Source organism: Haloferax prahovense, from assembly GCF_000723845.1.
GTDB classification, from domain to species: Archaea; Halobacteriota; Halobacteria; order Halobacteriales; family Haloferacaceae; genus Haloferax; species Haloferax prahovense.
In genome coordinates this window covers 1,511,408-1,525,490 of record NZ_LK053000.1, presented here as the reverse complement: position 1 = coordinate 1,525,490, position 14,083 = coordinate 1,511,408, and the positions used below count along the sequence as shown (strand labels likewise).

Annotated in this window: 15 protein-coding genes; 4 read left to right on the top strand and 11 right to left on the bottom strand. The window is 67.7% G+C overall.

Features of this window, described 5'->3' with window-relative positions:
- Positions 1–32: 32 nt before the first annotated feature.
- Together BN984_RS07575 and BN984_RS07570 are read right to left on the bottom strand one after the other, a co-directional pair.
- Positions 33–2,141 carry a minichromosome maintenance protein MCM gene (locus BN984_RS07575; protein WP_008091306.1) on the bottom strand — a complete coding sequence of 703 codons (2,109 nt, stop codon included), beginning with the start codon at positions 2,139–2,141 and terminating at the stop codon, positions 33–35.
- Positions 2,142–2,261: 120 nt separating this feature from the next.
- On the bottom strand, positions 2,262–2,867 hold the full coding sequence (locus BN984_RS07570; protein WP_049967965.1) for a hypothetical protein: 606 nt from the start codon (positions 2,865–2,867) through the stop codon (positions 2,262–2,264).
- Between the two features lie 159 nt (positions 2,868–3,026).
- On the opposite strand from BN984_RS07570, the gene BN984_RS07565 reads away from it, so the two are divergent.
- The 4 genes from BN984_RS07565 (at position 3,027) to BN984_RS07550 (ending at position 7,200) form a co-directional block, all read left to right on the top strand.
- Positions 3,027–3,605, top strand: coding sequence for a biotin transporter BioY (locus tag BN984_RS07565; protein WP_049968593.1), 579 nt, complete (start codon positions 3,027–3,029; stop codon positions 3,603–3,605).
- Entirely contained in the window at positions 3,606–4,307 is a 702-nt protein-coding gene (locus BN984_RS07560) for an energy-coupling factor ABC transporter ATP-binding protein (RefSeq protein WP_049967964.1), read from the top strand. It begins immediately after the preceding gene.
- Entirely contained in the window at positions 4,301–5,005 is a 705-nt protein-coding gene (locus BN984_RS07555) for an energy-coupling factor transporter transmembrane component T family protein (RefSeq protein ID WP_008091298.1), read from the top strand. The genes BN984_RS07560 and BN984_RS07555 overlap by 7 nt, the downstream gene beginning before the upstream one ends.
- A gap of 80 nt (positions 5,006–5,085) precedes the next feature.
- Positions 5,086–7,200, top strand: a complete 2,115-nt coding sequence (locus BN984_RS07550) for a (Fe-S)-binding protein (RefSeq protein ID WP_049967963.1) — start codon at positions 5,086–5,088, stop codon at positions 7,198–7,200.
- A gap of 42 nt (positions 7,201–7,242) precedes the next feature.
- Here BN984_RS07550 and BN984_RS07545 read toward each other — a convergent pair whose 3' ends face one another.
- The 9 genes from BN984_RS07545 to BN984_RS07505 all read right to left on the bottom strand — a co-directional run bounded on the left by BN984_RS07545 (position 7,243) and on the right by BN984_RS07505 (position 14,055).
- Positions 7,243–8,205: an L-lactate dehydrogenase gene (locus BN984_RS07545; protein WP_008091295.1), complete on the bottom strand. Its 963-nt coding sequence runs from the start codon at positions 8,203–8,205 to the stop codon at positions 7,243–7,245.
- 197 nt (positions 8,206–8,402) lie between these two features.
- On the bottom strand, positions 8,403–8,855 hold the full coding sequence (locus BN984_RS07540) for a ferritin-like domain-containing protein (protein WP_004973804.1): 453 nt from the start codon (positions 8,853–8,855) through the stop codon (positions 8,403–8,405).
- Between the two features lie 122 nt (positions 8,856–8,977).
- The gene (locus BN984_RS07535; protein WP_004973805.1) at positions 8,978–9,352 is read right to left on the bottom strand and encodes a VOC family protein; all 375 of its coding nucleotides are present in this window, start codon (positions 9,350–9,352) and stop codon (positions 8,978–8,980) included.
- A gap of 44 nt (positions 9,353–9,396) precedes the next feature.
- Positions 9,397–9,720: a 4Fe-4S dicluster domain-containing protein gene (locus BN984_RS07530; protein ID WP_008091289.1), complete on the bottom strand. Its 324-nt coding sequence runs from the start codon at positions 9,718–9,720 to the stop codon at positions 9,397–9,399.
- Between the two features lie 114 nt (positions 9,721–9,834).
- Complete coding sequence (locus BN984_RS07525) at positions 9,835–10,551, bottom strand: DUF7827 domain-containing protein (RefSeq protein WP_049967962.1); 717 nt, start codon at positions 10,549–10,551, stop codon at positions 9,835–9,837.
- 162 nt (positions 10,552–10,713) lie between these two features.
- Complete coding sequence (locus BN984_RS07520) at positions 10,714–11,004, bottom strand: DUF7853 family protein (protein ID WP_008091285.1); 291 nt, start codon at positions 11,002–11,004, stop codon at positions 10,714–10,716.
- A gap of 108 nt (positions 11,005–11,112) precedes the next feature.
- The gene (locus BN984_RS07515; RefSeq protein WP_008091283.1) at positions 11,113–12,276 is read right to left on the bottom strand and encodes an acyl-CoA dehydrogenase family protein; all 1,164 of its coding nucleotides are present in this window, start codon (positions 12,274–12,276) and stop codon (positions 11,113–11,115) included.
- 174 nt (positions 12,277–12,450) lie between these two features.
- Positions 12,451–13,164: a type 1 glutamine amidotransferase gene (locus BN984_RS07510; protein ID WP_008091281.1), complete on the bottom strand. Its 714-nt coding sequence runs from the start codon at positions 13,162–13,164 to the stop codon at positions 12,451–12,453.
- A 114-nt stretch (positions 13,165–13,278) separates the two neighbouring features.
- The gene (locus BN984_RS07505; protein ID WP_049967961.1) at positions 13,279–14,055 is read right to left on the bottom strand and encodes an alpha/beta fold hydrolase; all 777 of its coding nucleotides are present in this window, start codon (positions 14,053–14,055) and stop codon (positions 13,279–13,281) included.
- Positions 14,056–14,083 lie beyond the last annotated feature (28 nt).

The window sequence follows — 14,083 nt, the reverse complement described above, 5'->3', positions numbered from 1 at the left end:
TTCGTGACAGTCGAGAAATCGAGGGCGGGCGCTCAGGTCGCGCGGTACACGTCGCCGCGGGGCTCGTAGATGTCGCCTTTCATCTTGAGCTTGTCCAGCTGGTCGTTGACCGTCTTCTCGTCCATGTTCAGCTCGCTGTTGGCGCGTTCGAGGACCTCCTCGTGGGGCGCTCCCTCCTCGTACTCTTCCTGCATGGTGCGGATGAGTTCGAGCAGGTTCTTGATGCGGTCGCGCTGGGTCTTCGAGCGGCCGGTCTCGACGATGTCGGCGTCGAACTCGCCGGTTTCCGGGTCCATGCCGATGTCGCGCAGGCAGGACTCGACGATGCCCGTGACGCGCTCTGCGTCCTCGCGGGTCACCTTGTCCGAGAGGCGGACGCGAGCGGACGCCTCGCCGAGCCGGACGAGCGCTTCGAGCTTCCGGGCGGTCACGGGGACGGGCGCGTCCTCGTCGGCACCGCGGGCGCGGAAGTCCACGTAGAAGTCGCGGATGACCTGCTTCGCCTCGTCGGTCATCGTCGGGTAGCAGGTGCGCTTCGCGTAGGCGATGTACTTGCGGAGGAGCTCCGCGTCGATGGTGGGCGCGACCTCGTCGGTGACGGCGTCGACCTGCTGTTCCGTGAACTCGGAGTTGGCGACGTTCGTCCGCTGGGTGTTCAGCTCGCCCGCGTAGTTGGTCTTGAGGATGTGGTCCGCGAGCTTGGAGTCCTCGTCGGGGTCGGGGTCGTCCGTGACCGTGAAGATGAGGTCGAACCGGGAGATGAGCGCGGGTTCGAGGTCGATCTGCTCGCCGATTGGCTCGTACTGGTCGAAGCGGCCGTACTTCGGGTTCGCCGCGCCGAGGAGCGAACACCGCGACTTCAGCGTCGCGTTGATGCCGGCCTTGGAGACCGAAATCTGCTGTTGTTCGAGCCCCTCGTGCATCGCGGAGCGGTCCTCGGGCCGCATCTTGTCCAGCTCGTCGACCGCCGCGATACCCTTGTCCGCGAGGACGAGCGCGCCGGCTTCGAGCGTCCACTGCTGGCCGTCGCCGAAGTCGTCGCGGACGGCGGCGGCGGTGAGACCCGCCGAGGACGAACCCTTACCGGACGTGTAGACCGAGCGGGGAGCAATATGCCGGATATATGATAACATCTGCGATTTGCCAGTTCCGGGGTCCCCTATCAGCAGCATGTGCAGGTCACCGCGAATCCGCGACCCGTCGGGCAGGTGTTTCGTGACGCCCGAGAACAGTTGGAGAATCATGGCCATCTTCTCCTGCTCGTAGCCGTAGATGGCGGGCGCGACGGACTCGACCATCTTCTCGTAGATGGCCGGGTCGTTCGAGAGTTCGACGATTTCGGCCACGTCCTCGTCGGATATCTCCATGTCCTCGAACTCCTCGTCCTCGATGGTGAGCGAGATGCCCTCCATGTAGTAGTCGAAGACGGGCGTCTTCTCGTTGCCCGAGGTCTGCTGTTCGATGTGGAGGATGCCGACCGCGGTGACGTGGTCGCCGGCGGTGACTTTGCCGGTCACGTCGTCCGAGAGGTTGATGTCGATGCTCTGCGGCGTCTCGCCCCCGCGCAGGCCCTCGGGGGACTCCTGGACGCGCAGCTTCTGGGAGTCGATGAAGTTCGACTGGTCGAAGTCGATGCGGAACGGCCCCTGACGCTCGCACCCCTGACACTCGTGTGGTTCCTGAAAGCCGCCGTCGCCCTGCGGGATGTAGCTCATCGTCCCGCAGCGCTGGCACTCGAAGGCGGCCTCCGTGATTTTCGGGCGCACGTCGGTCGCCTTGCGGACGATTCCCTGCACCGAGATGAGCGTCCCGATGTGGTCGTCGTTGACCCGGATGTTCCGGATATCGACCGTCTCGGGGAGGTTGCGCATCCGGACGTGCGCCTGACCGAGCTTCACGTCCGCGGGGAGGTCGAACAGGCGCAGGGCCTCCTCCGCGTACTCCTGGAACTGGCCGGGCTTCGTGATGTAGTCGTCGGCGAGCTCCGCGTCGAACCGATAGAGGTCGTCGTAATCGATGTACAGCGACCGCTTTTCCTTCGGATACTGCTGTGCGAGTTTTCCGATCTCCTCTCGATAGTAGTTGCGGTAGAACTCGATGAACCGCTCCGTCAGGTCTCGGTTCTGGGGGGCCTGCGCCATCGCACAAGGGTATGTCCCCAATCGGTTAAGAACCTTCGTCGTTCGGCCGACCCTCCGTCGTCCCGACGGGTCGGCCGCGCGCCGGGACTCGCGCGGCCCGAGGGGTCACAGCGGCCGCCGCTACAGCGACACGTCGGTCTCGATGTCCTCGGTCGCCTCGCGAAGTCCGTCGCGGCGGGCGTCCTCGGCCATCCGATTCGAGAGGTCGTCGTCGGTCAACAGCTCCGCGAAATCGTCGCGGAAGCGGTAGTTGGCCCGGCTCGAGCGGATGTCGGCCTCGGCGACGGGGCGGCACTCGGCGACGACTTCGACGGGCACGTCGAGCGTCTCGGCGATAGTCTCGTCGTCCGCGCCGTCGACGAGCAGGTTGTCGAAGCGGTCGGCGTCGAACGGGAACTCGCGGTCGGCGTCGCGGACGAGGTGGAGGTCGAACCGGGCGGTGCGGACCGCCTCGGGCGCCGCGTCGAGTTCGACCGCGAGGTCGGCGTCCGCGTCGCCGTCGAAGTAGCCGACGACGAGCGCGACGAGCGCGTCGTCGTCGAAGTCGGCGTCGAACGCGTAGCGCTCGCGCATCGTCGCCACGGTGTCGCGGACGCGCTCGCGGACCGCTTCGGGGTCGTCCACGTCGGCGAGCGACCCGCGCGACTCGGACTGCTGTTCGGTCACGGTGTCCGACCCAGTCGCCTCGATGAAGATGTCGCGAAGCTCGGCGGTCTTTTCGTCCATACCCGGAGAATGGCACGCCCAGCGTCTTTAATGATGCTGACCCGGGAGCCGCCAAGCGCCGGGAGACGACTCGAATCGGCCGACGAGACCGAGGGCCGACCCCGCCCACGCACTCTGTAAACCGATAAGTTAAACAGGGTTTACGAGACAGCGATGGACATGGCAACCGAACACGAGTCAGTCGAACTCGTCGGCGACGAACTCGTCGGCAACATCGCCCGCGCCGCCCTGTTCGCGGCGCTCATGGGCGCGGGCAGTTACGTTTCGTTCCCGAACCCCGTCTCGCCGATTCCGGTGACGATGCAGGTGCTCGTCGTCTTCCTCGCGGGCATCTTCCTCGGCCCCGTCTGGGGCGGCGGCTCCATCGCGCTCTACCTCGCGGCCGGCGGCCTCGGCGCGCCGGTGTTCGCCGGCGGCTCGGCCGGGCTCGCACCGCTCGTCGGCCCGACCGCGGGCTACCTCTGGGCGTACCCGGTCGCCGCGGTCATCGTCGGCCTCGTCGTCCACGGCGGCGTCGACATCGGCGACTACCGCGTGAGCACCGGTCGCCTCGTCGGCGCGATGGTCGCGGGCACCGTCGTCGTCTACGCCTTCGGGACGCTCGGCTTCGCGTACGTCCAGAGCGTCGGCCTCGAATCCGCCTTCTGGACGGCCTCCGCCGCGTTCATCCCCGCCGAGGCGTTCAAAATCGCCGCCGCGGTCGGCATCGTCCGCTCCGACGCCATCGCCGCCCAGTAGATGATTCGCGTCGACGGCCTCGTCCACCGGTACGGCGACACTATCGCGGTCGACGGGGTCGACCTCGCCATCGACGACGGAGAGTGCGTCATCGTCGCGGGCGCGAACGGCTCCGGCAAGACCACGCTCGTCCGGCACTTCAACGGTCTGCTCGACCCCGACGAGGGCGCGGTCTCGGTCAACGGCCGCTCCGTCTCGGACCACCTCGTCGCCGCCCGAACCGCGGTGGCGATGGTGTTCCAGCACCCCGAGGACCAACTCGTCGCCGCGACCGTCGGGGCTGACGTGGCGTTCGGCCCGGAGAACCTCGGGCTCGACCGCGACGAAATCGACCGTCGCGTCCGCGAGTCGCTCGCCGCGGTCAACCTCGACGGCCGAGAGGACGAGCGCGTCGACGCCCTCTCCGGCGGCGAGGTCGAACGCCTCGCCATCGCCGGCGCGCTGGCGATGCGACCCGACCACCTCGTCTTGGACGAACCGTTCACCGGCCTCGACGAACCCGCGCGGCGCTCCGTGCTCGCGCGCCTCCGCGACCTCCGCGCCGCGGGGACGAGCCTCGTCGTCGTCACCCACGACCTGCGCGACGTGGCCGAACTGGCCGACCGCGTGGTCGTTCTCGCCGACGGCGACGTCGCCCTCGACGCCGCGCCCGACGAGGCCGCAGACCGCCTCCCCGACCTCGACGTCCGCCCGCCGTGTTGACCTACGAACCGGGCGACAGCCTCGCCCACCGACTCGACCCGCGGACCAAGCTCGGGGTGCAGGTCGCCTTCGCGGCGGCCGGCTTCGCGCACACGACGCCCGTCGGGCTCGTCGCCCTCGGCGTCGTCGCCGCGGGCTGTCTCCGCGCCGCCGACACCTCGCCGGTGTCCGCCCTCAGCGACCTCCGCTACGCGATTCCGTTCCTCGCGCTCGGTCCGGTCGTCGAGGCCGCCCGCCTCGGCGCGCCGTGGTTCGACCCCGAGGCGGCCGTGGACCCGGCGCTCGCCAGCGTCCGCGTGCTGCTCGTCTTCTTCGTCGCGGCGGCGTACGTCAGGACGACGCCCGTGCGCGAGTCCCGCGCGGCGATTCAGCGGCTCGTCCCGGGTCGCGTCGGCGTCGCGCTCGGCGTCGGCGTCGCCCTCGTCTTCCGGTTTCTTCCCTTGGTCCGCCGCGACCTGCTCCGCGTCCGCGAGGCGCAGGCGGCCCGCCTCGGGAGCGAGCGACGGCTGGACGAGCGACTCTCGCTCGTCGCCGCCGGCGGCCTCCGGCGGTCGTTCGCGCGGGCCGACGCGCTCGCGCTCGCCCTCCGCGCGCGGTGTTTCGCCTGGAACCCGACGCTCCCGGAGATTCGGTTCGGCCGGCGCGACGCGCCCGGGCTCGTCCTCGCCGTCGCGCTCCTCGCCAGCCTTGCGCTCTGAGGTCCCCGGGGCGCTCGTAATCCGCCGACCGACACGCCTCGGGTGGCAAGATTTAACCCTCCGTTCTCCGGTGATTGATTATGGACTTTGCGGCACAGGCGGATGTTACGCGAGAGACGTTCTGGACGATTAGTCCGGTCGGCGAGGCGCTCTTCTACGGCCTCGCCGCCATCGCGTCGCTCGTCTTCCTCTACGGGGTGTACGAGCGGTTCGCTCGATACGCGCGGGGTGGTGAAGACCCGTTCGACCGGCTGTCCGACCTGCCGGGACGGACGGTCCGGGCGGCGAAAGTGGTGTTCTCCAACGAGAAGCAGTTCAAGCGCGACCGGTTCGCCGGCGTGATGCACGCCTTCATCATGTGGGGCTTCCTGACGCTCCTCATCGGGACGACCATCCTCGCCATCGACATCGACGTGTGGCGGCGGGTGACTGGCAGTTCCTTCTTCGTCGGCGACTTCTACCTCTCGTACTCGTTCGTCATGGACCTCATGGGCCTGTTGTTCGTCGTCGGCGTCGGGATGGCGCTGTGGCGGCGCTACGGGGTCCGACACCCGCGGCTGTGGGGCAAACACACCGGCTTCGAGGACGCCGCGTTCGTCTGGACGCTGTTTCTCCTCGGCGTCGGCGGCTACGTCCTCGAAGGCATCCGCATCGTCGGTACGGAGTTCCCCGAGTTCGAGACGGTGAGCTTCGTCGGCTACTTCGTCGCCCTCGTGTTCGACGCGGGGGGCATGAGCCAGGGCCTCGCACAGACGCTCTACTGGTTCGGCTGGTGGTCCCACGCGCTCCTCGCCTTGGCGTTCGTCGCCGCCGTCCCCTACGCCAAGCCCCTGCACATGCTCACCTCCTTCGCCAACATCGTCACCGCAGACGAGAAGGCGGGCACGCGCCTCCCGAAGGTGCCGGCCGACACGCCGCCGGACGAAATCGGCTACGTCTCCGAGGACGACTTCTCGTGGAAGGCGATGCTCGACATGGACGCCTGCACGAAGTGCGGCCGCTGTACCGACGCCTGCCCGGCGGAGGCCTCCGGCCGCAACCTCGACCCGCGGGACGTGATTCTCGACTTGAAGACCTACCGCGAGTCGGTCGACGCCGGCGGCGACTCCATCGACATCGTCGCGGACGGCGGCACCTCCGTCGTCGACGCCGAATCGATGGAGTCCTGCATGGCCTGCATGGCCTGCATGGACGCCTGTCCGGTCGATATCGAGCACCTGACGCACTTCACCGAGATGAACCGCCGGCTCACCGAGACGGGCCAACAGCAAGAGCCGGTACAGGAGGCGATGATGAACATCTTCCAGAACGGCAACGCCTTCGGCGACCCTCAGCGCAAGCGGCCCGACTGGACTGACGACCTCGACTTCGAGGTTCCCGACGCCCGCGACGAATCGGTCGAGTTCCTCTGGTACGTCGGCGACTACCCCTCCTACGACGAGCGCAACCGCGCCGTCGCCCGCTCGGTGGCCCGCATCTTCGAGGAAGCGGGCGTCTCCTACGGCATCCTCTACGAAGACGAACAGCACGACGGCAACGACGTGCGCCGCGTCGGCGAGGAGGGCCTCTACGAGATGCTCGTCGAGGACAACGTCGCCGCGATGGCCGACTGCGACTTCGACAAAATCGTCTGCACCGACCCGCACTCGTACAACACGTTCAAAAACGAGTACCCGGAGATGGACGACTCGTTCGACTACCCGGTGTACCACTACACCCAACTGGTCGAACGCCTCGTCGGCGACGACCGCCTCGACCTCGCGGGCGACGAACTCGCCGCCCAGACGGTGACGTACCACGACCCGTGTCACCTCGGACGCTACAACGGCGAGTACGAAGCGCCCCGCGAGGTCATCCGCGCGACCGGCGTCGAACTCGCCGAGATGCCGCGCAACCGTGACCAGTCGTTCTGCTGCGGCGGCGGCGGCGGCGGTCTCTGGATGGACCACGAAGAGGAGTCGAAGCCGTCCGAAGAGCGCCTGCGCGAGGCGCTCGACGACACGACCGGCGGCGTCGAGCGCTTCGTCGTCGCCTGCCCGATGTGCGCGACGATGTACGAAGACGGCCGCAAGACCGGGAGCTACGAGGACGATATCGACATCGTGGACATCTCCGAACTCGTCGTGGAGGCGCTCGACGCGAAGGCCGCCGCGACGGGGGCGAACGCGGACACGACGCCCGCGTCGGCCGACTGAGTCGGCGGCGCGGCTGTTCCGTTTGCTTCGCTTCTTTCGCTTCTATTCTACGTCCAAGCGGTCGATGGACTCGCGGATGACGCTCGCCGACTCCCGGAGCGCCGCCGTCTCGGCCGCAGAGAGGTCGAACTCGTGAACGTCGCGGACGCCGCCTTGGTTGACGGTACACGGGAGGCTCATGTAGACGTCGTCGATGCCGTGTTCGCCCGAGACGAGCGTCGAGACGGTGAGGATGGAGTTGTCGCCGCCGAGGATGCGCTCCGTGGTCGCGGCCACCGAGCGCGCGACGCCGTAGTTCGTCCGCTCCTTGCGCTCGATGATTTCGTAGGCGGCCTCGCGGACCTCCTCTTCGACGCGGGCTTTGAGCGCGTCGACGTCGCCGACGCCGTGACGGGTGGCGTACGACTCGAACGGGATGCCGCCGAGGTTCGCCGAACTCCAGACGAGAACCTCGCTGTCGCCGTGCTCGCCGACGACGTACGCGTGGACGTTCGCCGGGTCAAGGTCGAACTCGCGGCTGAGCGAGTGGCGGAACCGCGACGTGTCGAGGACGGTTCCGGAGCCGATGACGCGCTCGGCCGGCAGGTCCGACACCTTCCACGTGACGTACGAGAGCACGTCCACGGGGTTGGTGACGATGAGCATCACGGCGTCGTCGTTCAACCCCTCCGTAATCTGCGGAATCATGTCGGCGAAGATGTCGGCGTTCCGCTCCATCAGGTCGAGGCGGGTCTCGTCCGGTTTCTGGCTGGCACCGGCGGTGACGATGACCACGTCGGCGTCCCAGCAGTCCTCGTAGTCGCCCGTCCGGACGCGGACCGGCGACGTGAAGTACGAGCCGTGGTTGAGGTCCATCGCCTCGCCCTCGACGCGCTCTTTGGCGACGTCGACGAGGACGATTTCGCCGACGAGACTGCTCTCCATCAGCGCGAACGCCGTGCTCGACCCGACTGCGCCGGCACCCCCGACGATTGCGACCGTTCCCTTGCCGCGTTCAGTGCTCATACCCGTCGTTCGAGCGACCGGTGGATAAAAGCAAAGCCCCGTTTCGAAGAACTGGGAGTACTACTTTTGTAACAGATGATAATTTGTTAGATATCTCTCCGTTCCGGCGCGTTTTTTGAAATGAAGAACTTCGGAGTCGTAGGTTCCGCAGGCAGTACACCGAACGTCGCGAGCGCGGCCGGCCGCCGCGTGCGGGGTTACTCGCGGTCGTACTCTTTCTTGAAGCCGCGGAACTCGGTCCGGTGGGCCTCCTCGTCGGCGAGGATGGTCACGGCGAGGTCCTCGGTGACGGGGTCGTTGGCCTCCTCCGCCGCGTCGATGAGCGCGCGGTAGGTCTCGATTGCATCCTCCTCGGCGGTGAGGACGCCGTTGATGACGGCGAGCACGTCCGTGCTGTCCTCCGGCGGCTGGAGGTCGTGCTGGCGCGCCTCGAAGGTCGCCGAGCCCGGCGGCTGCTCGTCGAGTTGCTTCAGCCGGTTCCCGAGCTGCTCCGCGTGGGTGAGTTCCTCCTGAATGTCAGTCTGGAGGGACTCCTTTATCTCCTCCGCCCGGACGCCGTCGAGGACGATGGAGTTCGTCATGTAGTTCATCACGGTCTCGATCTCGTCCTGATAGGCGCGCTTCAACAGCGCGGTTACGTCCTCAGACATAGCGACTTCGTATTGACGCTCTGGCAACAAATACCTGTTCGCCGCGGCGAGCCCGTCGGGTGAGTGAAGCGTCGGCGTCGGCGAAAATCAGCGGCCGAGGCGAGTCGGTACCGCGGGTGAGTTCAGTCTTCGATGGAGACGATTTCGACGACGTAGCCGTCGGGGTCCTTCACGAACGCCGCGCGGGCGTTCACCGGGTCGATGTCCACCGGCGGTTTCACGATGTCGGGCGACTGCGCCTCGACGATGTCCTCGAAGGCGCGGTCGGCGTCCGCGACCTCGACGGCGACGTGGTCGATGCCGGCGGGTTCGACGCGCGCCGACGAGGTCGGGTCGTACTTGAACTGCAGTTCCATGTCGGTGTCGTCGCTGCCGACGTAGACGTTCCGGACGCCGTCGAGTTCGAACTCGTTGGTCTGTTCGAGACCGAGGTCGGCGTAGAAGTCGAGCGTGGCGTCGATGTCCGAGACGACGAGGGCGGTGTGGATGAGTCCCATGGCCGACGCGACGCGGCGGGGAGAGATAACGTCTGGTCTTCGTGTCAGGCCTGCCGCGAGGCGTCCACGTCGATGGCGTCGACGGGACAGATGTCGACACAGAGCATGCAGTCGATACACTGGTCTTCGTTCGTCGGTTCGACCTTCCGCTCGCTCACCGGGTGGTCGGGCGTGTCGACCCACGTGAACACGTCCACGGGGCAGTTTTCGAGGCACGCGCCGTCCGCGAGACAGATGTCGTAGTCGACGGCGACGTGGGTGCCGTGGATGCCGAGTTTCTCCGGCGGCTCGACGGGGCCCCAGACGGCGACGCCGTTTTCCTCGCCCGCTCGTTCCCGGTTCTGGTCGAAGTTCGAGTCGATAGCCATTGCCGGGCGTTGGCCGTACCGCGTACTAAAACGTCCGCATCGCCGACGCGAAAAATCGGGGACGGAGTCGAGGTCGAGGGTGGTTTCGGAGTCGGTGCTGAGCACCGGAGCGCGTCAGCGACGAACCGCGAGGAACGCGGCCGCGAGGAGCGCCACCACGGCGAGCACGGCGCTGAAACCGGGGATGCCGGTGTCGCTGGTACCGGTCGTCTCGGTCGTCGCCGAGGCCGACGCGTTCGTCGCCGTCGTCTCGGTCGTCTCGCCCGCCGTCGTGGTCGTCTCGGTGTCGGTTGATTCAGTCGTCGTCTCAGTCGTCTCGGTCGGCTCGGTCGTCGTCTCCGCCGCCTGGAGCGAGAGCGTCGCCGTGTCAGTCGAGTTGTTCGCCGGGCCGAGCGCGAGCGAGTAGTCGCCCGCGTCGAGCGTCGCCGGGAGCACCTCGGTCGTCTGCGTCGCGTTCACCGAGTCGTTGCCGGCGGCGGTGAGGTACGACGAGGCGTTCGCCTGTCCCGCCGTCGAGGTGTTCAGTTCGAGGGTGACGTTGCCGTCGCGGTTCTCGTCGACTACCGTCGCGTTGACGGCGAAGTTCACGTCCTCGCCGCCGATGCGGAGCGGGACGGTGTTGTTCTCGCCGGCCAGCGCCGCGGACGTGTTGTTCGCGTCCGACGCGCCGGAGAGCGTGATGGAGACCACCTCACCCTGTTCGGCCGTGTACGCGTCGTCTGTGAACTCGTAGTGGCCCGAGGCGGCGGCCGCGGGCATCACCGCCGCCGCGAGGACGGCGGCGACGAGGAGGGTCGTCGTCAGTAGCGCGGATCGGTTGGAGGATCGCATCGACCGCCTCTTTTCAGAGGCCGGATAAGTTATTTTCCATATCGTAATGTCAAACGATAATTGGTATCGCGCGGGACGGGAGGACGGTGAGACGCGAGCGCGGCCGCTCGGGGCCTCGGTGGAATCGAAAGGAAGTCAGCGGGCCGGACGTCCGTCGGGCGACTACGCCCGCGCGGCCTCGATGTGCTCGAGAACGCGCGAAATGTGGTGGTCGTCCCGAGCGGGCGCCTGTTTCCGATAGGTTCGGAGGGCGTCTACGAGATAGTCGAGTTCGGCGCTGTCGAAATCTTCGTCGCCGGCCTCGACCCGCGCGAGCAGGCTTGGGGCCGGCGTCGGCTCTTCGTCTGCATCGACCGCCCGCTCGATGGCGTCGAGCAAGGCGGCGTGGACGACCCACGTCTCTTCACGAGAGAGGTCGAGCGCCGTCGGACGGTCCTGGGCCGATGTGGTCATTGTGGGGCCTCTATCGTAACCTATGGGCGGGAAGATATAAATGTATGTGTACTGTTGTCATGAGTCACGCACAACAGCGAAAGCCACGGGGGCGTCCGCTCCCGAGCCCTAGTGGAATGCTTCGATTCCCGTCAGGTCCGCGCCGAGGACGAGCGTGTGGATGTCGTCGGTCCCCTCGTAGGTGTAGACGGTCTCGATGTTCTCCATGTGGCGCATCGGCGAGTAGTCGGTCGTGATGCCGTTGCCGCCGAGCATCTCGCGGGCGGTTCGGGTCACCTCGCGGGCGACGCGGACGTTGTGTCGCTTCGCCATCGACACCTGCTGGTGTCGCAGGTCGCCGCGCTCTTTGAGGTCGGCGAGGCGATGGGCCATCAACTGCGCGTTCGTGATTTGGGTCGCCATCTCGGCGAGTTTGCCCTGCTGGAGTTGGAACCGCGCGATTGGCCCGCCGAACTGGTCTCGGTCCTTCGCGTACTGGCGGGCGTCCTCGAAGGCGTCGCGGGCCGCGCCGACGACGCCCCACGCGATGCCGAACCGCGCCTGCGTGAGACACGAAAGCGGCCCCTTCATCCCCTCGACGCCGGGGAGCACGTCCTCCTCGGGAACGCGCACGTCGTCGAGGCCGATTTCGCCCGTGACCGACGCGCGCATCGAGAGTTTGCCCTCGATTTTGTTCGTCGTCACGCCGTCTCGGTCGGTCTCGACGAGGAACCCGCGGACCGGCGACCCCTCCGCCGACACGTCGCGCGCCCAGACGACCGCCACGTCCGCGATGGGCGAGTTCGTAATCCACGTCTTCGAGCCGTTGAGGACGTAGCCGTCGGCGTCGCGCTCGGCGCGGGTTTCCATCCCCGACGGGTCCGAGCCGTGTTGCGGTTCAGTCAGGCCGAAACAGCCGACCGCCTCGCCCGACCCGAGTTTCGGGAGCCACCGCTGTTTCTGCTCGTCGGAGCCGTAGGCGTGGATAGGGTAGATGACGAGCGAGCCCTGCACGCTCGCCATCGACCGGAGGCCGGAGTCGCCGGCTTCGAGCTCCTGCATCAGGAGGCCGTAGGCGCGCTCGCCGAGGCCGGGGAGACCGTAGCCGTCGAGGTTGGGCGCGTAGAAGCCGAGTTCGCCCATCTGCGGGATGAGTTCGGTCGGGAACGTCCCGGCCTCGTAGTGCTCGCCGATGTCGGGTTTGACCTGCTCGTCGACGAAGCGGCGGGCCTCGTCGCGGACGAGTTTCTCTTCGCCGGTCAGGTCGCCCTCCAATTCCAGATAATCGAGCATGATAGACCCTGCGCCCGGCGCGGTGAAAAGCGATTCGCTCGGTCGAGATTCGGGGAAGACGGACGACCGAAAAGTCGGTGACGAAAGCGGGGCGGCGCGGCTCGGCAGCGAGAGGGGCACGACTCGACGGCGGCTCGGATGCGACTCGAAAACGGCTCGCGGCTGGCGGAACGCTCAGGCCGCCGATTCGACCGAACCAGCGTTCGTCCGGTTGACGTAGGTGACGAAGTTGTCGAACAGGCGCTTGGCCTCGCAGGCGGCGGCGTAGTTTTCCGGCGTGATGCCGTCGATGACCGACCGAAGCCGCTCGTCGGGGAGGAAGTCTTTCTGCCTCGCGATGGCCTCGGCGGTGTCGGTGTCGTACTCAGGGTGGAACTGGACGCCGAAGGCGTGGCTCCGGCGGAACGCGTGGACGCCGAACTCGTTTTGCGCGAGGAGTTCCGCGCCCGGCGGGAGTTCGCTCACCCGGTCGCCGTGGGAGGTGAAGACGGTGAAGCGCTCGCCGATGCCGGTGAGGATGTCGTCCTCGTCGTCGGCGCGGGTGCGCTCGATTTCGTTGTAGCCGAGTTCGAACTCGCCCATGTCCTCGACGGTGCCGCCGAGGGCCGCCGCGACGACCTGGTGACCGAAACAGACGCCCAAGAGAGGGAGGCCGCGCTCGTCGGCGTCGGCGACCCACGACACGAGGTTCCGAATCCACGCCTCGTCCCAGTAGACCGACGACGACGAGCCGGTGATGACGACGCCGTCGTAGTCGAAGTGGTCGGGGAGGCGGCCGTCGGTCACGTCGAACTCGACGAGGTCGGCGTCGAGTTCGCGCCTGAAGTTTCGGAACGTGCTCGAATCGCCGTGGGAGGCGTCCAAGAACGCGAGTCGCGGGCGGGTCATCGTGGAGAGACAGTCGGTGCGGCTCTAAAGAAGTTGCGCCCGGAACGCTCTCTGCCGGCACCTGGGACGGGGCGCGTCGGCGACGAATCCGGAGCGAACGCGACGGAGCGTCGCTCAGTCGTCGTCGAGCGATTCGAGAAAGGAGACGAGCGCGTCGTTGACGAGCCGCGACCGCTCGACGGTGACGAGGTGGCGCGCGCCTGCGAACGACTCGAACTCGCCGCGCGGGAGTCCCTCGGCCAGCGCGCGGCCCCCCTCGACCGGCCAGACCGGGTCGTCGTCGCCGTGGAGAACGAGCGTCGGAACCGTCACCTCGTAGAGCGGACCGGCGTCGTAGTCGGCGACGGCGGCGGTCTGCGCGGCCCACGCCTCGGGGTCGGCGTCTTCCCGTTCGCGCCACGAGACGAGTTGGTCGACCACGTCCGGCTGTTCCGCCCGGAACTCCTCGGAGAGCGCCGGCGCGAGCGACTCGCGGAGCGCCGCTGGGACGTCGGGCGCGGCCGAGAGCGGTTCGGGGTCGATACCGTCTCCCGAGGCGGCGGTGCCGACGAGGACGAGGCTCCGAACGCGGTTCGTCGTCCGCGCGGCCTCCAGCGCGACCAACCCGCCGAGGCCGAACCCGACGAGGTGAGCCTTCCTGACGTTCGCGTCCGCGAGGACGGCGACGAGGTCGGAGACGAGCGTCTCGACCGAGTACGGCCCCGCGGGCGCGTCGGAGCGGCCGGCCCCGCGGAGGTCGGTCACGAGGCTCTCGTAGGGGCCGGCGACGGCGGCGTGCTGCCAGCCCCACTGCCACGCGCCGTAGCCCGCGTCGCCGACGAAGGCGACCGTCTCGCCGTCGCCCTCGCTGTCGTAGTACAGTTCGACCCCGTCCGCGACTGCCGTGGGCATACCGGGGGCTCGGCGGGCGAGCGACTTA